The 22,313-nt window shown below is 71.8% G+C and carries 24 protein-coding genes and 2 pseudogenes; 13 read left to right on the top strand and 13 right to left on the bottom strand.

The features are described 5' to 3' along the window. Positions 1-106 precede the first annotated feature (106 nt). The 3 genes from N8J89_RS21055 to N8J89_RS21045 all read left to right on the top strand — a co-directional run bounded on the left by N8J89_RS21055 (position 107) and on the right by N8J89_RS21045 (position 3,461). A complete protein-coding gene (locus N8J89_RS21055; RefSeq protein ID WP_283658702.1) occupies positions 107-682 on the top strand; it encodes a pyridoxamine 5'-phosphate oxidase family protein in 576 nt (191 codons plus the stop codon). Positions 683-727: 45 nt separating this feature from the next. Then, positions 728-1,924, top strand: coding sequence for an MFS transporter (locus N8J89_RS21050; protein WP_283658701.1), 1,197 nt, complete (start codon positions 728-730; stop codon positions 1,922-1,924). A gap of 145 nt (positions 1,925-2,069) precedes the next feature. Further along, complete coding sequence (locus tag N8J89_RS21045; protein WP_283658700.1) at positions 2,070-3,461, top strand: DUF1996 domain-containing protein; 1,392 nt, start codon at positions 2,070-2,072, stop codon at positions 3,459-3,461. A 773-nt stretch (positions 3,462-4,234) separates the two neighbouring features. Here the strand turns inward: N8J89_RS21045 and N8J89_RS21040 are convergent. Further along, positions 4,235-5,077: pseudogene (locus tag N8J89_RS21040) on the bottom strand (YibE/F family protein); the annotation flags it as partial. 364 nt (positions 5,078-5,441) lie between these two features. Here N8J89_RS21040 and nudC point away from each other — a divergent pair. Together nudC and N8J89_RS21030 are read left to right on the top strand one after the other, a co-directional pair. After that, positions 5,442-6,353, top strand: a complete 912-nt coding sequence (gene nudC, locus N8J89_RS21035; protein ID WP_283666211.1) for an NAD(+) diphosphatase — start codon at positions 5,442-5,444, stop codon at positions 6,351-6,353. Next, the gene (locus tag N8J89_RS21030) at positions 6,337-7,272 is read left to right on the top strand and encodes a phosphotransferase (RefSeq protein WP_349497504.1); all 936 of its coding nucleotides are present in this window, start codon (positions 6,337-6,339) and stop codon (positions 7,270-7,272) included. The genes nudC and N8J89_RS21030 overlap by 17 nt, the downstream gene beginning before the upstream one ends. On the opposite strand, the gene N8J89_RS21025 is transcribed toward N8J89_RS21030, so the two are convergent. Together N8J89_RS21025 and N8J89_RS21020 are read right to left on the bottom strand one after the other, a co-directional pair. Next, a complete protein-coding gene (locus N8J89_RS21025) occupies positions 7,269-8,036 on the bottom strand; it encodes a MerR family transcriptional regulator (RefSeq protein WP_283658698.1) in 768 nt (255 codons plus the stop codon). The two genes, N8J89_RS21030 and N8J89_RS21025, sit on opposite strands and share 4 nt — an antisense overlap. A gap of 219 nt (positions 8,037-8,255) precedes the next feature. Next, positions 8,256-9,209, bottom strand: a complete 954-nt coding sequence (locus N8J89_RS21020; RefSeq protein WP_283658697.1) for a helix-turn-helix transcriptional regulator — start codon at positions 9,207-9,209, stop codon at positions 8,256-8,258. 92 nt (positions 9,210-9,301) lie between these two features. On the opposite strand from N8J89_RS21020, the gene N8J89_RS21015 reads away from it, so the two are divergent. Beyond that, on the top strand, positions 9,302-10,018 hold the full coding sequence (locus tag N8J89_RS21015; RefSeq protein ID WP_283658696.1) for an alpha/beta fold hydrolase: 717 nt from the start codon (positions 9,302-9,304) through the stop codon (positions 10,016-10,018). A gap of 139 nt (positions 10,019-10,157) precedes the next feature. On the opposite strand, the gene N8J89_RS21010 is transcribed toward N8J89_RS21015, so the two are convergent. Then, complete coding sequence (locus tag N8J89_RS21010) at positions 10,158-10,379, bottom strand: hypothetical protein (protein ID WP_283658695.1); 222 nt, start codon at positions 10,377-10,379, stop codon at positions 10,158-10,160. Positions 10,380-10,576: 197 nt separating this feature from the next. On the opposite strand from N8J89_RS21010, the gene N8J89_RS21005 reads away from it, so the two are divergent. Genes N8J89_RS21005 through N8J89_RS20995 form a run of 3 tightly spaced genes read left to right on the top strand, consistent with a single transcriptional unit; the run spans position 10,577 to position 13,519 of the window. Continuing rightward, the gene (locus N8J89_RS21005) at positions 10,577-12,094 is read left to right on the top strand and encodes a peptide deformylase (RefSeq protein WP_283658694.1); all 1,518 of its coding nucleotides are present in this window, start codon (positions 10,577-10,579) and stop codon (positions 12,092-12,094) included. 19 nt (positions 12,095-12,113) lie between these two features. Beyond that, the gene (locus tag N8J89_RS21000) at positions 12,114-13,049 is read left to right on the top strand and encodes an aminoglycoside phosphotransferase family protein (protein WP_283658693.1); all 936 of its coding nucleotides are present in this window, start codon (positions 12,114-12,116) and stop codon (positions 13,047-13,049) included. Beyond that, entirely contained in the window at positions 13,049-13,519 is a 471-nt protein-coding gene (locus N8J89_RS20995; protein ID WP_283658692.1) for a hypothetical protein, read from the top strand. Before N8J89_RS21000 ends, N8J89_RS20995 begins: the two co-directional genes overlap by 1 nt. A gap of 13 nt (positions 13,520-13,532) precedes the next feature. On the opposite strand, the gene N8J89_RS20990 is transcribed toward N8J89_RS20995, so the two are convergent. The 7 genes and pseudogenes from N8J89_RS20990 to N8J89_RS20960 form a co-directional block, all read right to left on the bottom strand. Continuing rightward, on the bottom strand, positions 13,533-14,318 hold the full coding sequence (locus tag N8J89_RS20990; protein WP_283658691.1) for an arginase family protein: 786 nt from the start codon (positions 14,316-14,318) through the stop codon (positions 13,533-13,535). Positions 14,319-14,364: 46 nt separating this feature from the next. Continuing rightward, a complete protein-coding gene (locus N8J89_RS20985; RefSeq protein WP_283658690.1) occupies positions 14,365-14,502 on the bottom strand; it encodes a hypothetical protein in 138 nt (45 codons plus the stop codon). A gap of 73 nt (positions 14,503-14,575) precedes the next feature. After that, on the bottom strand, positions 14,576-14,995 hold the full coding sequence (locus N8J89_RS20980) for an ATP-binding protein (protein WP_283658689.1): 420 nt from the start codon (positions 14,993-14,995) through the stop codon (positions 14,576-14,578). A 37-nt stretch (positions 14,996-15,032) separates the two neighbouring features. Then, a complete protein-coding gene (locus tag N8J89_RS20975; RefSeq protein ID WP_283658688.1) occupies positions 15,033-15,254 on the bottom strand; it encodes a hypothetical protein in 222 nt (73 codons plus the stop codon). 187 nt (positions 15,255-15,441) lie between these two features. Beyond that, a pseudogene (locus N8J89_RS41960) lies at positions 15,442-15,768 on the bottom strand (DUF6542 domain-containing protein); the annotation flags it as partial. Beyond that, positions 15,758-16,963: an LCP family protein gene (locus tag N8J89_RS20965; protein ID WP_349497397.1), complete on the bottom strand. Its 1,206-nt coding sequence runs from the start codon at positions 16,961-16,963 to the stop codon at positions 15,758-15,760. The pseudogene N8J89_RS41960 and the gene N8J89_RS20965, both read right to left, overlap by 11 nt. Before the next feature lie 5 nt (positions 16,964-16,968). Further along, positions 16,969-17,721, bottom strand: coding sequence for a polysaccharide deacetylase family protein (locus tag N8J89_RS20960; protein WP_283658686.1), 753 nt, complete (start codon positions 17,719-17,721; stop codon positions 16,969-16,971). A gap of 178 nt (positions 17,722-17,899) precedes the next feature. Between N8J89_RS20960 and N8J89_RS20955 the strand changes: the two genes are divergently transcribed. From N8J89_RS20955 to N8J89_RS20945, 3 genes are read left to right on the top strand one after another with little or no spacing between them, the layout of a single operon-like run. Next, positions 17,900-18,460: a hypothetical protein gene (locus tag N8J89_RS20955; RefSeq protein ID WP_283658685.1), complete on the top strand. Its 561-nt coding sequence runs from the start codon at positions 17,900-17,902 to the stop codon at positions 18,458-18,460. After that, positions 18,457-19,131 carry a two-component system response regulator CseB gene (cseB, locus tag N8J89_RS20950; RefSeq protein WP_283658684.1) on the top strand — a complete coding sequence of 225 codons (675 nt, stop codon included), beginning with the start codon at positions 18,457-18,459 and terminating at the stop codon, positions 19,129-19,131. The genes N8J89_RS20955 and cseB overlap by 4 nt, the downstream gene beginning before the upstream one ends. Positions 19,132-19,135: 4 nt before the next feature. Continuing rightward, positions 19,136-20,380: a sensor histidine kinase gene (locus N8J89_RS20945; RefSeq protein ID WP_283658683.1), complete on the top strand. Its 1,245-nt coding sequence runs from the start codon at positions 19,136-19,138 to the stop codon at positions 20,378-20,380. On the opposite strand, the gene N8J89_RS20940 is transcribed toward N8J89_RS20945, so the two are convergent. After that, positions 20,348-21,043 (bottom strand): histidine phosphatase family protein, encoded by a 696-nt coding sequence (locus N8J89_RS20940; protein ID WP_283658682.1) that lies wholly within the window; start codon positions 21,041-21,043, stop codon positions 20,348-20,350. The genes N8J89_RS20945 and N8J89_RS20940 overlap by 33 nt on opposite strands. A gap of 93 nt (positions 21,044-21,136) precedes the next feature. Here N8J89_RS20940 and N8J89_RS20935 point away from each other — a divergent pair, with 93 nt between their 5' ends. Next, positions 21,137-21,469, top strand: coding sequence for a hypothetical protein (locus N8J89_RS20935; RefSeq protein ID WP_283658681.1), 333 nt, complete (start codon positions 21,137-21,139; stop codon positions 21,467-21,469). On the opposite strand, the gene N8J89_RS20930 is transcribed toward N8J89_RS20935, so the two are convergent. Beyond that, positions 21,451-22,281: an undecaprenyl-diphosphate phosphatase gene (locus tag N8J89_RS20930; RefSeq protein ID WP_252479405.1), complete on the bottom strand. Its 831-nt coding sequence runs from the start codon at positions 22,279-22,281 to the stop codon at positions 21,451-21,453. The two genes, N8J89_RS20935 and N8J89_RS20930, sit on opposite strands and share 19 nt — an antisense overlap. Between the last annotated feature and the right edge of the window lie 32 nt (positions 22,282-22,313).

Genomic DNA, 22,313 nt, shown 5'->3' with positions numbered 1-22,313 from the left:
CGAGGTTCCTCCCCAGGAAAAGTGATATCACAATGCTAGAGGGTTCCTCGGCTTCCCGGCAACCGGCGTCAGCGGATTGCCAGTGGCGGCGGCCAAACTGCCGATCATGGGGAGGAACTACGACGGGATCGAGGGCAGGCTGCGCGCGTTCATCGCCGAGCAGCCGGTGTTCTTCGTGGCCACCGCGCCGCTGGCCGGCTCGGGGCACGTGAACCTCTCACCCAAGGGGCGGGCCGGGTCGCTGCGGGTGCTGGATGAGCGCACGCTGGCCTTCCTGGACTTCGGCGGCAGCCACGCCGAGACCATCGCGCACCTGCGGGAGAACGGGCGGATCACGGTGATGTGGTGCGCCTTCAGCGGTCCGCCGATGGTGCTGCGGGTGCACGGCCACGGCGAGCCGGTCTTCCGCGACGACCCGCGCTTCGCCGAGCTGGTGGCCGGTTTTGGCGAGGCGGACGGGCCAGGGCTGCGCGCGGTGATCCTGGTGGCGGTGCAGCGGGTCAGCGACAGCTGCGGGTTCGCGGTGCCGCTGCTGGACTACCGGGCTGAGCGCACGCTGCACGCGCAGTACTTCGGGCGCCGCTCCGACACCGACTTCGCCGCCTACTGCGAGAAGGTGCCGACCAACGGCACCAGCATCGACGGGCTGCCCGCGCTGCCGTTGCCGCTGCCGCCGCGCTGATCACATCCCCGCGGCCAGGGGGCCGACGGGTGGCAGGCTCGCGGCATGCCGGTGACCCCGTTCCACCGCCTGCTGGGCACCACCGCGCTGTCGGACTCCGCGACCGGGGTGGTGGTCGTGGCCGGCACGCTGATCGCGGAGTCGGCGACCGGTTCGCCGCTGGCGGTGGCCGCGGTGAGCACGGCGGGCAGCCTGCCGTGGCTGCTGTTCGCGGTGCCGGCCGGGGTGCTGGTGGATGCCACGGATCGGCGGCGACTGCTCCGATTGGCCCAACTGGGCCGCGGTCTGGTATTGCTAGTAGCCGGGTTGTTGCTCAGCGCCGGGCTCTCACCAGTGCCGGTGCTGGTGGTCTCGGTGTTCCTGGCCGTGTGCCTGCAACTGCTGGCCGACACCGCGGCCGAGGTGACCGTGCCGGAGCTGGTTCCTCCGGAGAAGCTGACCGGTGCCAACGGTGCGATGTCGGTGGCGACCCGGCTTTCGCAGCAGGCACTGGGGCCTGCGGTGGCCGGTCTGGCGGCGAGCCTGGCGATCGGGTTGCCCGCGCTGGCCGCCGGGATCGCCTGCCTGGCCGCGGCGCTGCTGCTGCGCGGGATTCCGCTGCCCTCGGCTCCGGCGCGGCGCAGCGGGACTGGCCTGCGTGGTGGGCTGGCTCCGGTGCTGCGGCAGCCGATCCTGTTGGTGCTCTTCGCGGTCAGCGGGACGGCGATGGCGGCCTACGCGGCGTTCCTGATCGTCTTCCTCGGCCACGCCCGTGGCCCGCTGGGGCTGAGCGCGACCGGCTATGGGTTGCTGCTCGGGGCGAGCGGGGTCGGCGCAGCCGTGGGGTCGCTGCTGTCCGGACGCGGTGAGCGGCTGTGCGGCCGGGCAAGGTTGCTGCGGCTGACCAGGGTCGGCTGGGCGGTGTTCTTCGCCGCGCCACTGGTCCTCTCCGGCTGGGCGCTGGGGGTGGTGATGACGGTGGCCAGCGTGCTCGGCGGCATGTGGCAGGCGGTGGCGATGTCGGTGCGGCAGCGCACCGCGCCCCGTGCGGAGCTGGGCCGGGTCGGCGGCGCGTTCCGGATGATCAACTACGGCAGCACGCCGATCGGCGCGGCGCTGGGCGGGCTGCTGGGTGTGCTGGCCCCGCCGGCCGCGGTGTTCGCCGGGTGCGCGGTGCTGATGCTGGTGACCATCCTGCCGTTGCGGCGGTGGGTCTCCGCGGAGCGCCTGGCGGCGGCCGAGGAACGCGCCCGCGCCGAATAACGTTTTGATAACGCGGGGCAACTGGGTGAGCTTCGGCTGGTTCCGACCCGTATTTCCCATGTCGGGTTCACGGGTGCCTCGGAATCCCGGCGGAGTACGGCACACGCATGCCTTTCACGCACCTTGACCTGTGAGGTGACCTCGCATGGCCTTGCACAGACTCCCGTCCCGACGGGCCGCTTTCCTCGCCGCGTTCATCACGATGACGCTGCTCGCCGGGGTGGTCGCGGTGATCACCTCCTCGGTGCAGCCGGGCTCGGCGCTGGCTGACGGACAGGGGCCGGAAGACCAGTACGTCGACATCCGAACGGTCAGACCGAACGTCCGCACGCCGAGAGGAGAGAACGACGCGACCAGGGGCACGTTCACCGTGGATTGCGGCCGCAACGAGAACGGCCACTTCAATCCGGACAACTTCATCGCCCAGCCCGGTGTGCGCAATGGCGCCGAGCACCTGCACGACTATGTCGGAAACCTGTCCACCGATGCCGACTCCACGAATGAGAGCTTGAAACGCGCGGGCACGACCTGCAAGAACGGCGACAAGTCGACCTACTTCTGGCCGGTGGTGCGCATCGACCGCGGCGATGACGTGCAGAACCCCAAGGGTCAGCGCGGTGGCACCGGCGGCCCGCAGGTCAAGAAGGACGTGGTGAGCTGCCCCGATGTGGCCAGCAAGCTGCCCGACGTGCCGGATGAGACCCAGCCGGAGGTCGAGAAGCGCCTTGACGAGCTCGACGCGCAGCTCGAGGAGGCCATCGAGCGGCTGCGCGGGGTGGACCCGGCCAATGAGGAACAGGTGCGGAAGGAGGTGATCGAGCCGCTGACCCAGCTGCGCGCGGTGGTCATCGAGGTCATCCGGCAGGTGGTCTCGCAAAGCGGTCAGCAGCCGGAGACGGCCGGGCTGGAGCGGTGTGAGGTCAAGCAGGACAACGCCGAGGTCTTCGAGTCGCCCAAGGCGAGCCTGCTGGACGCTGACGGCAACAACGAGCTGCCCGGCAACGCCGGGGAGATCCAGCGGCCGGAGGTGGTGGACCTGAGCTTCCGCGGCAGCCCCACCGGCAAGGTCACCGCGATGCCGCGCTTCCTGCGCATCCTCTACGGCGATGCCAAGGTCTCCACCAACGGCACCAAGAACGCCCGCGCCTCCTGGACCTGCACCGGCTTCGAGAACCGGTTGATCAACAAGTATCCGATCTGTCCGCAGGGCAGCAAGGTCAAGCGGGTGCACGACTTCCCGAGCTGCTGGGACGGCCGCAACATCGACAGCCAGAACCACCGCGACCACATCCAGTTCCCGGACGCGAACTCCGGGCGCTGCCCGCGGGGCACGCGGGCGGTGCCGCAGCTGCGGATCTCCTTGACCTACAACATTCCGCTGGACATCCAGCAGCAGCGCCGGTACGCGGTGGACTCCTTCCCGGAGGAGGCGCACAACCCCTTCTCCGACCACGACGACTTCGCCAACGTCATGTCGCAGTCGATCATGAACCGGGTGGTCAACTGCATCAACAAGAACAAGCGCTGCCGGGAGTGAGCTCCCCGCTCAGTCGCGCCGGTGCCGGGGCCGGTGCGTCGGTCCCGGGTGATCGGGTGCGGGCTGGCCGGGTTGGGGCGATCCCCACTGCTGCGAGGGCGGCGGTGGGGGTCGTCGCGCGTCGGGGGCCGGGCGGGGTTCGGCGGGGGGTGGCTCGGCGGAGTCGGGCAGCGGGGCGGGGCGGTTCGGGCGGGGTGGGGCGGGGGTCGCCCACTGGCCGGTGGTGAAGGCGCGGTCGGGGCCGAGGTTGGGGACGGGCCACTGGCCCGAGCCGGGGCTGAGGGCTGGGTCCGGGCTGGGGACAGGCCACCGGCCAGAGCCGGGATTGAGGGCTGGGTCCGGGCCAGGGACGGGCCATTGGCCGGAACCGGCGTTGAGGGCTGGGTCCGGAGGCGGGCCGGGAATGGGCCACTGGCCCGAGCCGGGGTTGAGGGCCGGGTTCGAGCGTTCGCTGGGGTGCGGCGGGCGGCGGTCGGCGGGGCGGGCAGGCGCGGGGCGGGCGGGGCCGCCGGGTGGGGCCGGGGGCGCAGGTGGGGGTTGGCGGCGGTGGGCGGGGACGGGCGGGGCTGGGTTCCGGTGGCTGGGGGGCGCTGGTGTGCGCCGGTCACCGCGGGTTGGGGGCGTGCGGGCTCGGCGGCGATCTCGGCAGGCTCGGGGGCGGGTTCGGGCTCGGGGTCGTCGGCTTCCGGGGGGTCGGGGATGGGTTCGCGGACGGCGACCAGGGCGGCGAGCAGGGTGGTGACCGGGACGGCGGCGACCAGGCCGATGCTGCCGATGAGGGTGCGGACGATCTCGGTGGCCAGGTGCTGGGTGGTGGCGATCTCGCCGAAGGTGCGGCCGGAGACGGAGAAGGTGATCAGCATCGGCAGGGCGGCGCCGGCGTAGGCCATGAACAGGGTGTTGACCGCCGAGCCCGCGTGGTCGCGGCCGATGCGCAGGCCAGCGGCGTACAGGCGTCGCCAGTTCAGGGACGGGTTGGCGCGGCGGAGCTCCCACACGGCGCTGGCCTGGGTGACGGTGACGTCGTCGAGCACGCCCAGGGCGCCGATGATGATCCCGGCCAGCAGCAGGCCCTGGGTGTCCACCGGGCGGCCGAGCAGGGTGATCAGGTTGGTGGTGTCCTCGTCCAGGCCGGTCAGGTGGGTCAGGGCGACGAAGGCCGCGCCCAGGAACCCGATGAGCAGCAGGCTGGCCAGGGTGCCGAGCACGGCGGTGGAGGTCCGGGCGCTGAAGCCGTGGGTCAGGTACAGGGCGGCGAACATGATGATGCCCGCGCCGACCACCGCCACGGCCAGTGGGCTCTTCCCGGCCAGGATCGCCGGGAGCATGAAGTACATCAGCACCAGGAAGCTCAGCGCGAGCGCCCCCAGTGCCGCCAGGCCGCGCCAGCGGGCCAGCACCAGCACGGCCAGGGCGAAGATCGCGGCCAGCACACCAAGCGGCAGGCCGCGCTGGAAGTCGACCAGTTCGTAGGCGGTGCCCTCGCGCGGGTTGCCCTCGCCGGAGTAGGCCAGCACCACCGCGTCGCTGATGGTGAACTTCGGCGCGCTGGGTCCCAGCGGCACCGCCAGGCGCACGGTGGCGCCGGCGCCGGGGCCGTCGGTGAGCTTGACCATGACCGCCTGGCAGGACTCGCCCTGGCCGCCGGAGGGGCAGGGTTCCTGGCTGACCGCGGTGACCTCGGCGTGCACCGGGGTGCGGTTGAGGCCGAGGTCGCCGCCGGTGGCCTGCTTGCTGCCGAAGGGGTAGAGCAGGATGCCGCCGAGCACCGCGGCCAGCGCCAGCGGGGCCAGCAGGGCGGTCAGCAGGGTCCGGACCCGGCGGGAGACGGGTTCGGCCGGGCCGTGCCCGTGACCATGGCCGGTGGGTTCGCTCGGGCGGGGGCTGGCTGACACGTAATTATCTTGACGGTCGGCTTCGCGGACTGTGGAGTTGGCCCCTCACCCCCGACCTGACGCCTGGAGCCCGCTAGTGCCCGAGATGGCCATCGCCTACAACGGACTACCACTGGACCGGGCGGGTGGGCATCGCGGTGACCCGGCGTGGCTGGCGGAGGTGCGCGCCCGGCCGGGTTCGACGGTGCTGCCGCTGTGGCGGGACCGCTGCCTGGTCGCCGAGGGTGTGCCGGTGGCGCTGCCCGCGGCCACCGATGCGCCGTGGGCCGGCGCCGAGCCGGTTTTCCTGGCGCTGGACGGGCAGGACGGCCGGTTCACCGTTGATCTGTCCGATGTGGACGAGGCCGAGGCGCTGCGCCTGGGCGGCGCGGAGTCCACTGTGGACGTCCGCGCGCTGTTCCCCTCGGTCCCGGCGGCGGAGTCCACGCTGCTGGCCTATGCCAAGGGTCTGCTGCACTGGCACCGCAACCAGCGCTTCTGCGGCACCTGCGGACACGCCACCGAGGTCCGCGAGGGCGGGCACCTGCGGGTGTGCGGCGCTACCGGGTGCGCGCGGCTGCTGTTCCCCCGGATCGAACCGGCGGTGATCGTGCTGGTCACCTCCCCCGGCGAGCCTCGGCGCTGCCTGCTCGGGCGGCACCGCGGTGCCGCCGAGGGCGCGTTCTCCACGTTGGCCGGGTTCGTCGAGATCGGCGAGAGCCTGGAGGACGCGGTGCGCCGGGAGGTCGCTGAGGAGGCCGGGGTGGTGGTGGGGCCGGTGTCCTACCTGGCCTCGCAGGCCTGGCCGTTCCCGGCGGGGCTGATGGTGGGGTTCCACGCCACCGCCCTGGATGAGTCGATCGCGGTGGACGAGGCGGAGCTGGTGGAGGCGCGCTGGTTCACCGCGCAGGAGATCCGGGCGCGGGTGGCCGCGGATCCGGGGGCCTTCAAGCTGGACTCGATCGGGCACCACCTGGTGACGTCCTGGCTGAACGGAAATGGTGCCGGCCTTGGCTGAGTTCTTGACCCCGGAGCGGATCGCCCGTCGCACCGCCGCCGCGGTGGACGCCGCGGTCGCCGCGGGGCGCGAACGCGGGCTGACCGTCACCGGCGCCAGGGTGCTGCACGAGGTGTTCTCGGTGGTCGTGCACCTCGCACCCGCCCCGGTGGTGGCCCGGATGCCGGTGGTGCTGCCGGAGTCGGCCACCGTGCACACCCTGGCGCAGCGGCAGCAGGCCGAGCTGGACGTGACCTGGTGGCTGGACCAGCAAGGCGTCCCGGTGATCCCGCCGAGCCCGCTGGTGGCACGCGAACCCGTGGCGCGGGACGGGTTCTCCATGACGTTCTGGCAGTTCGTCGAGGAGGACCGGAGCGGCGAGCCCGACTACGCGGTCAACGCCGAGAGCACCGCGCGGCTGCACGCCGCGCTGCGGGACTACCCGGGCCCGTTGTCCTACCTGTCGGCGGCCGAACCGGACTTCATCACCGAGTGCCTGACCCTGCTCGAGCAGGGCCCCAGTCCGATCAGCGCGGCCGATGTGGCGCGGGCGCGCCGGGAGTGGGCGGCGCTGGAGCCGCTGGTGCGGTCGCGGGCGGCCTTCGAGGAGCGGTTCCCCGGCATCGACGTGCAGCCCATCCACGGCGACTCGCCACCGGCGAACATCTTCGCCGGGGTGGACGGGCCGCGCTACGCCGACTTCGAGCTGGTCACGCTGGGTCCGGTGGAGTGGGACCTGGCCGCGCTCGGCCCGGAGCTGGAAGCCGCCTACAACCGGGGCGCGCGCCGCGAAGGGCTGCGGGAGCTGGATGCGGAGGTCTCGAGGTTCGTCAACGGCGTGGGGGTGCTGCGGGCGATCGCCTTCCTCGCGCTCGCACCGCAGCTGCCCGCGCTGGTGGACTACGTGCTGCCCTCCCTGGAGGAGTGGCGGGCCGGTTAGCCCGCCTTGGCGGCGTTGGCCTTGACCGCGTCGCGGATGAACTCGGCCATGCCGGGCCGCTGCCGTTCCGGGCGGATCAGGAAGGCGAACTGCTCGGGCTCGGTGACGTAGCTTTCGGCGATGCTGACCTGCACCGGGTAGGAGCAGTCGAAGAACTTCTTCAGCATGTCCCGGTGCCGCTCGGCCAGGGCCAGCGCGGCGGGGCTGTCCGGGCTGGCGCCGGACTCCAGCAGCTGCTCCAGGTCGCTGACCCAGGTGGCCACCCGCTCCTGGTCGGCGATCCACTCCTGCTTGGTCATGTTCGCGGCTTTGGGCATGCCCTCCTGCCACTCCTGGGTGTGGCCCCAGCGGGCCTCGGCGCGCTCGGCGTAGCCGGGTTCGGGTCGCCAGTTGCCGAAGACCTCGAACTGCTCTTCCGGGGTCAGTGCGTTGCCCATGGCTCGTGCCTCCATCGTGTGTTCGACGGCCTTGACCATCTGCTGGAGGCGTTCGATCCGGTCGCTCAGCAGGGCGTGCTGACGGCGCAGGTGTTCGCGCGGGTCCACGGTCGGGTCGTCCAGCAGGGTCGAGATCTCCTCGAGGGGGAAGCCGAGCTCGCGGTAGAACAGGATCTGCTGGAGCCGGTCCAGGTCCTCCTGCTCGTAGCGGCGGTAGCCGGCCAGCGTTCGGCCGCTCGGGCTGAGCAAGCCGATCTCGTCGTAGTGGTGCAGCGTGCGCACCGTGACGCCGGCGAACCGGGAGACCTGGCCGACCGAGTAGCTCACCTTCCCCGCTCCTTTCGTTGACGGCTCCGAGCCTGTGGCCTCACGTGACGTGAGGGTCAAGTGTGCGATCCGCGAGAAGATTTCTCGCTCCGTGGTGTAACGCTCACGCTGCGCGGAGCGACGAACCTGGCGGTCGGGCGTTGTCCCGGCCAGAAGCCGGTGCCCCGGCGCGGGAAGCTACCCCCCGACTTCCCCGCCGGGGCCGGCTGGATCTCCCAGCTAGTCCTCGCTGGCCGCCACCAGTCGTGCGGCATGCGCCCTGACCTCGGCTTTCAGTTCTTCCGGGTGGTGGATGCGGAAGGGCCAGCCCAGTCCGGCCAGCATCATCGCCATCCCGTCCAGGCGTTCGGCGCGGGTGCGCAGGAGCACGCCGTCCTCGGTCTCGGTGAGGGTGGCGGTGGTGGCCGGGACGCGGCGGCGGGCCTCTGCCAGGGTGGTGTGCAGGGTGACCTGGACCTCCCAGGCGTACGGCACGCCGGCCAGGGCCTGGGTGACGTGGCCGACCGGGTCGAAGTCCGCGGGCGGGGTGAAGCCGTGTTCGGTGATGGTGACCTCGCGGATGCGGTCCAGGCGGAAGGTGCGCAGGTCGGCGCGGTCGTGGTCGTAACCGGTGACGTACCAGCGGCCGTGGTGGAAGACCAGGCCGTAGGGGTCGAGCTCGCGGTCGCTGTCTTCGCCCTGGTAGGAGCGGTAGGCCAGGCGGACCCGGCGGCGCCGGCTGGTGGCCTCGCCGAGGGTGAGCAGGGTGCCGGTGCCGGGGGCGCGGGCCTCACGCGGGGCGAGGGTGAAGTCCAGGGCCTCGCGGACCGCGGCGGTGCGTTCGCGCAGCTGGGCCGGTAGCACGCGCTGGAGCTTGGCCAGGGCGCTGTCCACGGCGGGGGCGGTGGTGGCCAGGCCCAGGCGGGCCCCGGCGAGCAGGCCGAGCACGACCGCGACGGCTTCCTCGTCGGTGAACATCAGCGGCGGCAGCTTGTAGCCGGGCAGCAGCCGGTAGCCGCCGTAGCGGCCGCGTTCGGCCTGCACCGGGATGCCCAGCTCGGCCAGGCGGGTGGCATAGCGGCGCACGGTGCGCTCATCGACCTCCAGGCGGCGGGCCAGCTCGGCTCCGGTGAGCCGGTGGTGGGCCTGGAGCAGTTCCAGCAACGCCAGGATCCGCGTGGTCGGATGTGACACGGGCCACTCCCCTGACGAATCCGGGCGGATACTGTCCGGATTTGATCCTAGCGTTCTCACCAGCGGAAACAACGACTGGGAGGATCAGAGAAATGGCGAACATCGTGCTGGTGGGCGGGGCATGGCTCGGCGCGTGGGCCTGGCGGGCGGTCACCCCGAGGCTGCGCGAGGCCGGGCACCAGGTGCATCCGGTGACGCTGACCGGCTTCGGCGACCGGGCACACCTGGGCACCCCGGCGACGAACCTGTCCGACCACGTCCAGGACGTGATCGCCGCGATCGAGGCCGAGGAGCTGACCGACGTGGTGCTGGTGGGGCACAGCTACGCCGGGGCGGTGGTCACCGTGGTCGCCGACCGGATCCCGGAGCGGCTGGCCAAGGTGATCTACGTGGCCGGGGTGACCCCCGAGCACGGCAAGCGGCTGTTCGACCTGGCCGAGGGCGTAGAGGAGATCATGCAGGCCATGGCCGACGCCGAAGGCGACGGGTGGCGGATCCCGTTCATCGGCGATGAGATCCTGGATGCCTACTACGGCGAGCACGAGCTCACCGGCGAGCACCTGACCTGGCTGCGCAGGCACGCCGAGGGCGTGCCGATCGCCACCCACCGCGAGGTCATCGAGCTGGCCAGCCCGGACTCCTCGCCGGTGCCGCGGGTGTTCCTGCACTGCACGGGCGACGGCCCGGCCCACGAACTGCCCTGCTACGGGCGGGACTGGGTGCGCGCGGAGATCCAGACCGGACATTGGCCAATGGCCACCAAGCCGGTCGAGCTGGCGGCGTTGCTCGACCGGCTGGTGGTCGCCTGAGCTGTCCCGGCATGACAGCTCGGAGGGCTCCCGCAGGGAAACGGGGGTGAAGTGGTTGCCGAACCGGTGGCGGCCGGGTTGCAGGCCCGGAAAACCCGCCGCCACCGGGGCGGCCTGCCCGCGTAGTGGCTTGTGGCGCCTACGCGGGAGACCTGGACCAGAACAGCTCGCCGATGCTGAAGTCAGGCACCGCGGCCACGCTGGTCACCGCCAGGGTCTGCATCTGCGCCTGGTCAGGGCCACTGGCCCAGACCACCCGGTAGCGCCGCAGCTCCCGGTCGTACCGCACCGACACGCTCACCCCCGAACGCGCGGAGAGCAGGGTCGCCAGGCGTCGGGCGCTGCGGGCTCTGCTGCTCATGGTGCTCATTCCGCTGGGAACCGCGCGAAGCACCCTCTGGAGAAGTTCCATAACAGAAGCCCTTCCGAACACTCCGCGCGGTCGCTTGTGTGCTATCTGTGGTTAGAGCAGACCAGTGGTGGGCCGGCTAGCGGAAGATGTGCGTGGACTCACGCGCCTCTCACGCCGACTCACGCCTCGGCGGTGGAGGCGGCGGCATGGTGTCTGACGACGAACCCACGAGTGAGGATGTCGCGCACCTGGACGCGTTCATCGCCGAGCTGCGGCGATGGCGGGATGTGCGCGGCCTGTCCAGGACGGCGCTGGCCAACGCCATGGGCTACAGCCGCTCCTACGTCTCCAAGGTCGAGAGCGCGCACGAGCGGCCGTCCCGGGAGTTCGCCAAAGCGGCTGATGAGGCGTTGCGCGCGGCAGGGGCGCTGCGGCGGGCCTGGCGGGACTACGACAACCACCGCCCGGCGGCGATCCGGCTGGTGCAGCCCAGCCCGGAGTTCGGGGTGGACACCGCCACCGGCTCCAGCCTGCTGGTCGAGCACGACGACGCCGCGCTGCACTTCGACGGCCGCTCCTACCGGGCGACCATGCGGCGCAAGCTGGTCAACTCCGGCACCGAGCCGATCACCCGCTACCTGATCCGGATCGCGGTGGACCGCTATCCGGACAACCCGGAGCAGTCCAACCGGCTCTACCGGGACGACCCGCTGACCTGGGACGAGCTGGAGCTCTCCGCCTGGTGGGGGGAGGGCAGGGCCGAGCCGATGCACTGGGTGGCCCAGCACGACCGGGACGCCTTCAAGGAGGTGTGGCTGCTCTTCGCCAACGACAGCGGCCACTTCCCGCTGTACCCGGGGCAGAGCACCTGGATCGAGTACACCTACGCCGTGCGCGCGGAGAAGTGGGGCCCGTGGTTCCGCCGCGCGGTGCGCCTGCCCACCAAACGGCTGTCGATGCGCCTGGACCTGCCCGCCGAGCTGGAGCCCACGGTGTGGGGGCTGCACACCTCGATGACCGCGGAGGCGATGCCGTTTCGCACCGCCATCGACGAGCGCCGCGAACGCGGCCGCCGCATCTACTCCTGGGCCACCGAGGACCCGCCGCTGCACGCCCGCTACCGGCTGGAATGGCACTTCCGGGCCGCGGCGAAGGTGGAGGAGGTGCGCTCACAGCGGCCGAGTGAGGTGATGCAGGCCCTGGGGGTGCTGCAGCGGGATGATCCGTTGTTACACCGTCCGGCTCGCCCGTTCGTGCTGCCCGATGAGGCCGAGGACGCGCGCCGGGTGCTGCACGAGCTGTGCACCGCGGCCAAGCGGATCTGCCGCGCACACACCTTCGGCAAGGGCATGGGCCTGGCCGCCAACCAGCTGGGCATCGACCGGGCGGCGGCGCTGGTGCTGCCGCCGGGCAGCGAGGACGTGATCACGCTGCTCAACCCGCGGATCATCGAGATCGGCGACCAGACCGACGAGCAGTACGAGGGCTGCCTGAGCTTCTTCGACGTCAGGGGCCTGGTGACCCGGCCGCTGGCGTTGCACGTGGAGCACCAGGAGCTCTCCGGCGCGCGGCGGATCACCATCTTCAGCCACGGCGTGGCGCGGCTGGTCGCGCACGAGGTGGACCACCTGCACGGGGTGCTCTACCCGGAGCGGATGCGCACCGACGCGGAGTCCATCCCGGTGGAGGAGTACAGCGGAACTGGGATGAACTGGGAGTACTAGTTCCTCTACGGTGCCGCCCATGAGTGAACCCGTGTGGTGGCCGCAGGCGCTGGCCTGGATCGAGGACAACCTGGGCGGCCGCGTGCGCACCGGCGAGGTGACCCGGGTGCGGGAGATGCCGTGGTCGACGGTGGCCACCGTGCCGACCGGGACCGGCACGCTGTGGTTCAAGGCCAACGGCCCCGGCCTGCGCTACGAGGCCGGGCTGCTGCGGGCGCTGGGTTCGCTGGCCCCGGAACGGGTGCTCACCCCGCTGGCGGTGGATGCCGAGCTGGGCTGGGCGCTGCTGCCCGACGGTGGCACCACGCTGCGGGAGCGGCACGAGACCGGCTTGGCGGAGTGGGCGCGGATGCTCGGTGAGTACGCCCAGCTGCAGCGGAGCCTGCTGGCGCACTCGGCGGACTTCCTCGGCCTCGGCGTGCCCGACCTCTCCCCCGCCGCGCTGCCCGCGCAGCTGGACCGGCTGCTGGACGCGCACGAGCTGCCCGGGGTCGCCGCGGCGCGGCCGAGGGTGCTGGAGCTGTGCGCGGAGCTGGCGGACTCGCCGGTCCCGCTGGGGTTGCAGCACGACGACCTGCACGATGCCAACGTGCTGGTCGACGCCGGAGGCCGGTACCGGTTCTTCGACTGGGGCGATGCCAGCGTGGCGCACCCCTTCGGCACGCTGCTGGTCACGCTGCGGGTGGCCTGCAAGAAGTTCGAGCTGGCTCCTGAGGATCCGGAGATCCTCCGGTTGCGGGATGCCTACCTGGAGCCGTGGTCGGACCTGGGCACACCCGCCGAGCTGGCCCGCACCGCCACCGTGGCCGCCCAGCTCGGCGCGATCGGCCGGGCCCTGGCCTGGGAGCGGGCGCTGCACGGGGCGGATGCGGCGGCGCTGGCGGAGTGGGCCGATGCGGTGCCCGGCTGGCTGGGCGAGCTGCTCACCGGCCCTGACCTGGCCGCGCGCCGTTGATGTTCACCGAGACTCCGGGTCCGGAGCTGGCCGCGGCGGCGGTGCGGCTGGGCGTGGCTCCGCTGGAGCGGCTGCCGCTGTGGGCCGCGCACTGGCTGGCCGAGGATCTTGATGGTCCTGACCTGCGCATCCTGGCCGGGATGAGCGGGGCCGATCTGGAGGAGGTGCGGTCGGTGCTGCCGTGGGCGCTGGCCCAGGCCGGCGCGCCGGAGCCGGAGCTCTCGGTGGCGGCGCGCGTGGTGTTCACCGCGGTGGCCCGGCGCTGTGCTGACGGCCTGGACGGTGAGGAGCAGGTGCTGGCGGCGGTGGAGCGGATCTGCCGGTCCACCGAGTATGCCGATGAGGTGCTCACCGCGCCGCTGGCGCAGGTGCTGGCGGTGGAAGGCGAGTGGCACCACCCCGGCGGGCGGGAGCGGGCGGTGTTGCGCGCGGAGATCCAGGCGGCGGTGACCGCCCAGCTGGCCGGTTAGCGCCGGTCCGGCCTCACCGGTGCAGGGCGGCGCCAAGGCGCCGGATGATGTCGGCCTCGCCGGGGTTGTCGCCGGCCGGGGCGTGTTCGGTGATCGCCGCACCGACGAGGTTGTCCAGTCCTGAGATCAGCTCGACCAGATCGGCCGATCGGACACCAGCGGGTTCGGGGTAGCAGACCGAACCGAACTCGGCAGGATCGAGCACGTCCAGATCGACGTGGACATAGGTGGGGCCGGAGAGTCCGTCGAAGGCCTGCTCCAGTTGGCCGACCCCGTGCACCCGGAGGCCGGTCCTGCGGAGGTACTCACCCTCGCTGGCGCCACCGGCCCTGACCCCGGCGAGGACCACCTGGGCCGGAGCCAGGGTTCGCGCCGGGGTCAGCAGGGCGAACCCGTCCCCGAGCAGCGTGCGCACGACCATGCCGTGGAACGCCCCGGACGGTAGCTCGCCTGGGCCGTACACATCGGGGTGCGCGTCGATCCACAGCACCGTCAGCTGGTCGCCGTAGCGCTGGCGCGCGGCGGCGATCGGCGCGAGGTCCACCCCGCAGTCACCGCCCACGGTGATCGTGAAGTCATCGATCTCGGCCAGCGCCTCGCCGGTCAGCCTCAGGTTCTCGACCAGTGCCGCGCGTGCGCGGATCCCGTCGGTGATGTCGTCGCCGCCCCGTGCGATCGGCACCGACACCACGGTGCCGGCCCGCAGGAGCTCAGCGGTCCGGTGTGCCCCCGAGGCCAGCAGCGGCGCCCGGTCCGAGGCCGATCCTTGCCATTGCGGCACGCACAGCACAGTCGTCATGTCTGCTTCTCCGAGTACAAGATGGATCCCAGGGCTGCCGTGTTGATCACAACGGCGACAGGTCGGTCCATCCCGCTCGGTGCTGCCGCAGCAGGCGCTGCATCTCATGGGTGTGCACGGGCACCTCGACCTGACGGCTGAGGAGCACCACACTCAGCCGCGCGAGGTCAGGCACACGCGTCATGGCCTGGACCGTACAAGATCACGGACCGGGCTGTCCATGGTGGCGGAGGGCAGCTTGCGGGTGACCGCCTAGCTCAAGCCGCGTCGGTCTGCGGGGTGGGCAGGGCCGCGCGCAGGGTAAGCAGGAAACGGCCGCTGGAACAGGTGACGTCCAGGCCGGTGACCGCGGCCAGGATCAGCGCCAGGCCACCGCCGTGCGGGCGGCGCAGCGCGGCCGGACAGAGGCCGGTCGAGGTGGGCACGAAGCCCTCGCCCTGGTCGCTGACCTGGATCAGCAGCTCGTCCTCGGCCAGGGCGAGGGTGATGCCGACCGCGGCGCGCGGGTCGGCGGCGTTGCCGTGCTGGATGGCGTTGGCCACCGCCTCCCGCACCGCCTGGCCCAGCTGCTGGGCCTGGGCGGGCGGGAACAGGCGGGCCAGCACCGGGGCCACGACGGCGGCCACCGCGGGTAGCCGGTGCGCGTCGCTGCCGATCTCCAGGCTGAGCACGATCATCGGGGGACCTCCCACGGCGGCGGGAAGTGGATCAACCTCAACCGCTGCTGCGGAGCCACACCAGCTCCGCGACGTCGAGTTCGGCCACCTCCTCGGCGTACTCGGTGGCCAGCTCGCGCATGGACTCCCGGTCAGGACCGCCGCTCCACTGGACCTGGTAGCGGCCGGCGGTCCGGTCGTAGCGCACCAGCACGTAGGCGCCGGTGCGCGCGGTCAGCAGACTGGCCAGACGACGGGCGTGGCGTGCTCTGAGGCTCATCGGCGCTCACCCCTTTCCGGCCTTGAGGCAACCATTCCGACCGCCCGCTCCGGGAGGCCGTGCCCGCCTTCACGCGCGTCTCACGCCGGTTCACTGCGCCGAGCGAGGCTTCCCTGACTACGGCGGCGCGCCGAGCCCGGTTCACCCTGCTGAGCACGATGGCGATCACCACAGCCGTGGTGGCGGCCAGCCAGGGGAACACCGACACCAGCTCGGAGAACGCGCTGAGCAGCGGTTTCCCCAACGCGACGGTGCCTGCCACCACGGCTGCGGTGACCAGTGGCGGTTGCACGGCCACCGCGAACAGGCCACGGGCGTCCACCGCGAGGGCGGCGGCCACACAGCCCAGCGCGATCCCGGCCGGGAACAACGACCCGCCGAGCCAGCCACCGAGCGCGGTCGCGGTCAGGGCGAGCAGGACCGCGGCCCACCAGGGCAGGCGGGAGGAGGTGGGCGGCCGCCGGTGAGGGGGGTGGACACCGGCGGCCGCCTGGTCGTGGCGGTCAGTTGACACAGGGGATCCCGGCGGCGTCGATGGGCTGCTGGGCGGTGTTGTTGGACACCGGCTTGACCCGGCCCACCGGGGTGCCGCCGGGCTTGCCCGCGGCGTTGGCCGGGGTGCCGTCGCCACCGTTGAGCAGGCTTTGGATGAAGGAGCGGACCTTGCCGGGGTCGACCTCGACCGCGACGCCGTCGCCGGGGGTGGCCAGGTTGGAGCGCAGGGTCGGGATGGTGTGGAACTGGATCTTGCCGCCGGAGAGGCCCTGCACCTGCTGGGCGAAACCGAGCAGGTCCCAGCCGGAGTCCAGCACCACCGAGCGGGTCAGGGCGTCGATGAGGTCCTTGACCTTGCCAGGGTCGGTCAGCGTCCCGGCGGAGAGCACCTGGTTGGCCAGCCCGGCCAGGAACGCCTGCTGACGGCGCACCCGGTCCAGGTCACCGCCGGGCAGGCCGTGGCGCTGGCGGACGAACTTCAGCGCGTCCACCCCTTCCAGCACCTGCCTGCCCGCGGGGAAGTTCGCCCCGGAGAAGTCATCGCGCACCGGCTTGTTCAGGCAGACCGGGATGCCGCCGACGGCCTTGGTGATCTCGCTGAAGCCGTAGAGGTTGATCTCGGCGAAGTGGTCCACGGTCAGCCCGGTGAGCTTGGCGACGGTGCTGATCAGGTTCTTCCGGCCCGCGGTGACCGACTCCTTGTCCACGGTCGCGGCATCCTTGCCCTGCCCGCGCAACTCCTTGGCCTTGGCCAGCTTGGCGCGGGCGTAGGCGGAGTTGAGCTTGTGCTTGCCGAACCCGCCTGCGATGTCCACATAGGAGTCCCGCGGCAGGGACACGGCGAAGGCCTTCTTGCCCGGGTCGGCCGGGACGTGCACCAGCATCATGGTGTCGGTGTTCTGCTCGCCGTTGGCGTCCCCGGCCTGCAGGGCGTCGAGGACCTCGCGGGAGAGCGGGCGGCCCTGGGCGTCGGTGCGGGAGTCCACGCCGACCAGCAGGATGTTGGTGTCGGTGCCCGGGGCCTTGGGCAGCACCGGGTCGCCCTTGTCGTCGGTGATGACGTTGTCGGTGGCCAGGCCCACGGTGGCCTGCCGGTAGCTCAGGTAGCCGGCGGCGGTGGCGGTCAGCGCGGCGACGGAGACCAGCACCAGGCCGGTCTTGCCTATGCCGGAGAGCACCCGGCGGGTCGCATTGGTGGCTTTGGGCTCGGACATCGGGCTCATTTCAGGTAATCGGTCAACAGAGCGGGGGTCAGGTTGTTCGCGCGGGCCTGGTCCACGAATGCCTGGACGTCCTGCTCGAAGGTGGTGCGGAAGTGCATGAGCACGATGGAGCCGGGCCGGAACTCGTGCGGCCCGCTGAACTGCACCTTGCCGTTGATGATCTCCGAGCCCCAGTGCACGACCCACTTGATCCCGGCCTCACCGGCGGCCTTGAGCGTGGTGTCGTCGAAGTTGCCGAACGGCGGCCGGAACAGCGTCGGCCGCGCGCCGAACTCCCGCGCGTAGGTTTCGGAGACCGGGCCGATCTCCGCCCGCTGGTCCTCAAGGGACTTGCCCTTGAGGTTGGGGTGGCTCTCGGTGTGGTTCTCGATCGCGCTGCCGGTGGCATCGCGCAGGCTCTTGTAGAAGCCGGGGTCCTGCTTGACGTAGGAGTTGGTCAGGAAGAACGTCGCCTTGACCCCGTTGCGCCGCAGGATGTCGATCATGTCGGGGCGGCGGGTGGCGCCGTCGTCGATGGTCAGGAACACCACCCGGTCCTGGGTGTCGACCTTGTGCACCACCTTGGCCGGCTCCCCGCCCGGCACCGGCCGCGACGCCGGATCCGGCGAGAAGTCCGGGGTGCTCGGTGGCGCGTCACTGGCCACCGGCTCCGGGGTCCCGGCGGTGTTCCGGTTCAGCAGCAACGCCACCACGATCAACGCGAGCACGGCGATGGCCACATAGCGGAACGGACCGAGACGCTGGAGCATGAGCACAACTCCCCGAAGTTGTCTGAGCAGGTCGAACTCGACGCTAAGCGGGGATTGACTCGGCTGTCCGACGGTTCTGTAACAGCCACCCGGCACTCCCCCACCAGGCAGGTAACACCCCGTTCGAGGCCGTGTGCCGATGCGGCCGCGCCGTGCTGGCCTGGGCACAATGAGCGGCATGCGAGCACGGATCGGCGCCTGGGCGGCAACCGCCGCCGTGCTGGCCGTGGCCGGCTGCGCCACCGTCGGCGGTGTGCAGGTCGAAGGACCGGCCAGCCAGGTCAAAGCGCCCCCGACCAGCCCGCCCACCAGCAGCGGACAGGCTCCCAGCGCCGATGCCATCGCCGTCCTGCGCGCCGATGCGCTGGTCGGTGAGAAGATCAAAGCCCAGCTCAAACCCTGCGGGGACAGCCGCTACCCGGTCGACGTCCGCTTCGACGACCTCACCGGCGACGGCAACCCCGAGCTGATCGCCTCGGTGCGCGCCTGCTCCGGCAGCCAGGCCGCCCCCTATGCCACCCGCGGCGTGCTGGGCAACTTCATCTACGAGCTCACCACCACCCCGGCCAAACGACTCTTCGGCTCCGAGGACCCCGGCGGCGCCATCAAGGTCGAACCCGGCATCGGCTTCGTGCTCAGCCACCCGGTCTACGAACCGGCCGACCGCAGCTGCTGCCCCAGCGGCGCGGAGACCACCGTCTACCGCTGGAGCGGCACCGTCTTCGAGGAGTACAAGTGAGCGGCTTGCACGTGCTGCTGGTCGAGGACGACGACGTCATCCGCGAGGCCACCCAGCTGACCCTGGAACGCGACGGCTTCACCGTCACCGTGGCCGCCGACGGCCTCACCGGCCTGGCCGCCTACCGACAGGACCGCCCCGACGTGGCCCTGCTCGACATCATGCTGCCCGGCCTCAACGGCGTGAGCCTCTGCCGCCAGATCCGCGAGGAAGGCCCCACCCCGGTGATCATGATGTCGGCCCGCTCCGACCCCGTCGACGTCGTCCTCGGTCTGGAAGCAGGGGCCGATGACTACGTGACCAAGCCCTTCGACTCCACCGTGCTGGTCGCCCGCATCCGCGCGGTGGCCCGCCGCATGGTCCGCGCCGAACGCGAGCCCGAGGACACCGTGCTGCGCTTCGGCGACCTGGAGATCCACAAACACGGCCTGGAAGTCCGCCTGGCCGGCCAGCCGGTCGAGCTGACCCCCACCGAACTGCGCCTGCTGCTCTGCTTCGCCGAGTCCCCCGGCAGCGTCCTGACCCGCGACGTCCTGCTGGAACAGGTGTGGGACTACCAGTGGGGCGGGGACTCCCGCGTGGTCGACGTGCACGTCCAGCGCCTGCGGGTCAAGATCGGCCAGGACCGCATCGAGACCGTCCGCGGCTTCGGCTACAAACTCCGGACCTGAACCCATGTTCCTCGCCACCCTGCGCTGGCGGCTCAGCGCCGTCATCGCCGTGGTCAGCGCCCTGGTCGCGATCGCGCTGAGCATCCTGGTGCACACCGAGTTCGAGCGCTCCCAGCTCACCGACGCCCGCCGCCTGCAGGACGAACGCGTCCAGCTCGTCCTGCGCGAGTACGGCATGACCGGCACCGCCACCCTCGGCGCCGACCTGGACTCCCCCGAACTGCCCCGCGACCTGCGCGAGGCCATCCGCGGCGGCCACCGCGCCACCTACCTGCACCGCGACGGCGGCCAGGCCTGGATCTGGGCCGCGGCCGAAACCGACGGCCGCGTGCTGTCCATCCGCAGCAGCTACGCCGACAAGGACGACGCCCTCGACCAGCTCGACCAGGTCCTGCTCATCGGCTCCGCCGCGGTCGTCGTGCTCGGCACCCTGCTCGGCGTGGTCCTGGGCGCGCGCCTGTCCCGCCGGCTGCGCCTGGCCGCCGCCGCGGCCCGCCAGGTCGCCGACGGCGACACCGAGGTCCGGGTCCGCGACGCCATCGGCACCCGGCCCGCCGACGAGACCGCCGAGCTCGCCCAAGCCGTCGACGCCATGGCCGACGCCCTCCAGGAACGCCTGGCCGCCGAACAGCGCGTCACCGCCGACATCGCCCACGAGCTACGCACCCCGGTCACCGGCCTGGTCACCGCCGCCGAACTCCTCCCACCAGGACGACCGGCCGAGATGGTGCGCGACCGGATCAAAGCCCTGCGCGGACTCGTCGAAGACGTCCTGGAAGTCGCCCGCCTGGACACCGCCACCGAACGGGCCGAGCTCACCGAGCTCGACCTGCTCACCTTCCTGCGGCGCCGGGTCACCGCCGTCATCCCCGAGGCCGAGGTCAGCGGCGAGTCCGAAACCGTGCTCACCGACCCCCGCCGCCTGGAACGGATCCTGGTCAACCTGCTGCACAACGCCCGCCGCCACGGACAACCGCCGATCGAGGTCACCGTCTCCGGCCGCACCCTGCGGGTACGCGACCACGGACCCGGCTTCGCCCCCGACCTGCTGCGCGACGGCCCCAGCCGCTTCCGCACCGGTGCCAGCGACCGGGGCAGCGGCCACGGCCTCGGCCTGACCATCGCACTGGCCCAGACCAAGGTCCTCGGCGGCACCCTCACCCTGGCCAACGCCGAGGACGGCGGCGCCCAGGCCACCCTCGAACTGCCCGCAGGCTCAGCCCTCGACGGTGGTGTCCCCGCCGGTTGACCCGCCCACCGTGGCGTCCTCCGACGGCCGTTCCGCCCGCACCAGGCCAGCCAGCGGCCCGGAGTCGTTGACCTTCCACACATACGGCCGGTGCTCGGTGTAGTGGATCACCGACACCGAAGCCGGATCCACCAGGATCCGCTGGAAGGAGTCCAGGTGCGACCCCAGCGCGTCAGCCAGGATCGCCTTGATCACATCTCCGTGGCTGCACGCCACCCAGATCGACTCCGCCCCGTGCTCGGCGCTGATCCGCGCATCGTGCTCCCGCACCGCCGCCACCGCCCGCGCCGACACCCCGGCCAGGCCCTCGCCACTGGGGAACACCGCCGCCGAAGGGTGCTGCTGCACCACCTTCCACAACGGCTCGGCCAGCAGATCCTTGATCGCCTTGCCGGTCCAGTCCCCGTAGTCCACTTCGGACAGACGAGGCTCGGTCACCGGCACCAGCTCCCGCGCCGCGGCCAACGGCGCGAGCGTCTCGGCACACCGCTGCAACGGCGAGGACACGATCCGGGCGATCGGCACCCCGGCGAACCGCTCCACCAGCGCCTCGGCCTGGACCTGGCCGTCGGCGTGCAACCCGACCCCCTCGGCCCGGCCGGCCAGGGTGCCGGCGCCATTGGCCACCGACCGTGCATGCCGCAGAAGGATGAGCGTCGCCACCCCGGCAGCTTACGGGCAGCCAAGGTCAACGGACCGGGTGACCTCCGCCCGTTCCGCGCGCGCCACCCAGCCCGCGCTGTTACGACAGAGCCCATGTCCCACAGCACGCGCCTGGCCCGCGGCCTGCTCGCCCTGGCCACCCTCAGCGCCCTGTTCGCCGCACCCGCCGCCGCCACCCCGGCCCCCGCGGCCACCCCGGCCTGCGCCGAAGCCGCCGCCGGACCCTGCGTCGACGGCTGCCGCCGCAAGAAGGAGGACGGCCTGCGCAACTGCGACCGCGCCCAGGACAACTGCCTGCGCAGCGGCGGCGACCCCCGCAAGTGCCGGGAACAGCGCCTGCGCTGCCGCGCCCTCGTCGAGGACAGCCACCGCCGCTGCCTGGCCACCTGCACCCGCCGCGCGGACGCTCAGGTCGCCGACATGTAGCCCGAGGACAGCATCGCCAGCACGAACAGGCCCACCACGACCCGGTACCAGACGAAGACGTACACGCTGTGCTTGGCCACGTACTTCAGCAACCAGGCGATGGTCACGTACCCGATGGCGAAGGCGACCGCGGTGGCCACGATCATCTGCGCGATGCTCGGCGCGTTCGCCCCGCCCCGCTCGAAGACATCCGGCAGCGAGAACACCCCCGCCGCCACCACAGCCGGGATGGCCAGCAGGAACGAATACCGGGTCGCCGCCGCCCGGTCCAGCCCGATGAACAGCCCCGCGGTGATCGTCCCGCCCGACCGCGACACCCCCGGGACCAGGGCCATCGCCTGCGCGCAGCCCATGATGATGCCGTCCTTGAGCGTCATCTGCTCCACGCTGCGCCGCTGCCGCCCGTACAGCTCAGCCGCACCCAGCACCAGCCCGAACACCACCAGTGTGGTGCCCACGATCCACAGGTTCCGGCCACTGGTGCGGATCTCGTCCTTGAACAGCAGCCCCAGCACACTGATCGGGATGGTGCCGATGATCACGTACCAGGCCAGCTTGTAGTCGTGCGTCCGCCGCACCTCCGCGCTGGCGAACCCGCGGAACCAGGTGCCCACCAGCCGGAAGATGTCCTTGGCGAAATAGATCAGCACCGCCGCCTCGGTGCCCAGCTGGGTCACCGCGGTGAAACTCGCGCCCGCGTCCCGGCCGAAGAACAGCTCGGAGACGATGCGCAGGTGACCGGAGCTGGAGATCGGCAGCATCTCGGTCAGCCCCTGGACCACGCCAAGGACAAGAGCCTCAAGCCAGGTCATGGCCTAGACCACCATCCCGCGGTCGCCAGTGC

The organism is Crossiella sp. CA-258035, assembly GCF_030064675.1.
GTDB lineage: Bacteria > Actinomycetota > Actinomycetes > Mycobacteriales > Pseudonocardiaceae > Crossiella.
The sequence above is the reverse complement of the archived record's forward strand: the minus strand, read 5'-3'. Positions and strand labels throughout refer to the sequence as shown.

Bases quoted from the DNA above. Each gene is read 5' to 3' on its own strand.
- N8J89_RS21055 (WP_283658702.1), top strand. From the start codon at position 107: ATGGGGAGGAACTACGACGGGATCGAGGGCAGGCTGCGCGCGTTCATC.
- N8J89_RS21050 (WP_283658701.1), top strand. From the start codon at position 728: ATGCCGGTGACCCCGTTCCACCGCCTGCTGGGCACCACCGCGCTGTCG.
- N8J89_RS21045 (WP_283658700.1), top strand. From the start codon at position 2,070: ATGGCCTTGCACAGACTCCCGTCCCGACGGGCCGCTTTCCTCGCCGCG.
- nudC (WP_283666211.1), top strand. From the start codon at position 5,442: ATGGCCATCGCCTACAACGGACTACCACTGGACCGGGCGGGTGGGCAT.
- N8J89_RS21015 (WP_283658696.1), top strand. From the start codon at position 9,302: ATGGCGAACATCGTGCTGGTGGGCGGGGCATGGCTCGGCGCGTGGGCC.
- N8J89_RS21010 (WP_283658695.1), bottom strand. From the start codon at position 10,379: ATGAGCAGCAGAGCCCGCAGCGCCCGACGCCTGGCGACCCTGCTCTCC.
- N8J89_RS21005 (WP_283658694.1), top strand. From the start codon at position 10,577: ATGGTGTCTGACGACGAACCCACGAGTGAGGATGTCGCGCACCTGGAC.
- N8J89_RS21000 (WP_283658693.1), top strand. From the start codon at position 12,114: ATGAGTGAACCCGTGTGGTGGCCGCAGGCGCTGGCCTGGATCGAGGAC.
- N8J89_RS20995 (WP_283658692.1), top strand. From the start codon at position 13,049: ATGTTCACCGAGACTCCGGGTCCGGAGCTGGCCGCGGCGGCGGTGCGG.
- N8J89_RS20990 (WP_283658691.1), bottom strand. From the start codon at position 14,318: ATGACGACTGTGCTGTGCGTGCCGCAATGGCAAGGATCGGCCTCGGAC.
- N8J89_RS20985 (WP_283658690.1), bottom strand. From the start codon at position 14,502: ATGACGCGTGTGCCTGACCTCGCGCGGCTGAGTGTGGTGCTCCTCAGC.
- N8J89_RS20980 (WP_283658689.1), bottom strand. From the start codon at position 14,995: ATGATCGTGCTCAGCCTGGAGATCGGCAGCGACGCGCACCGGCTACCC.
- N8J89_RS20975 (WP_283658688.1), bottom strand. From the start codon at position 15,254: ATGAGCCTCAGAGCACGCCACGCCCGTCGTCTGGCCAGTCTGCTGACC.
- N8J89_RS20965 (WP_349497397.1), bottom strand. From the start codon at position 16,963: ATGTCCGAGCCCAAAGCCACCAATGCGACCCGCCGGGTGCTCTCCGGC.
- N8J89_RS20960 (WP_283658686.1), bottom strand. From the start codon at position 17,721: ATGCTCCAGCGTCTCGGTCCGTTCCGCTATGTGGCCATCGCCGTGCTC.
- N8J89_RS20955 (WP_283658685.1), top strand. From the start codon at position 17,900: ATGCGAGCACGGATCGGCGCCTGGGCGGCAACCGCCGCCGTGCTGGCC.
- N8J89_RS20945 (WP_283658683.1), top strand. From the start codon at position 19,136: ATGTTCCTCGCCACCCTGCGCTGGCGGCTCAGCGCCGTCATCGCCGTG.
- N8J89_RS20935 (WP_283658681.1), top strand. From the start codon at position 21,137: ATGTCCCACAGCACGCGCCTGGCCCGCGGCCTGCTCGCCCTGGCCACC.
- N8J89_RS20930 (WP_252479405.1), bottom strand. From the start codon at position 22,281: ATGACCTGGCTTGAGGCTCTTGTCCTTGGCGTGGTCCAGGGGCTGACC.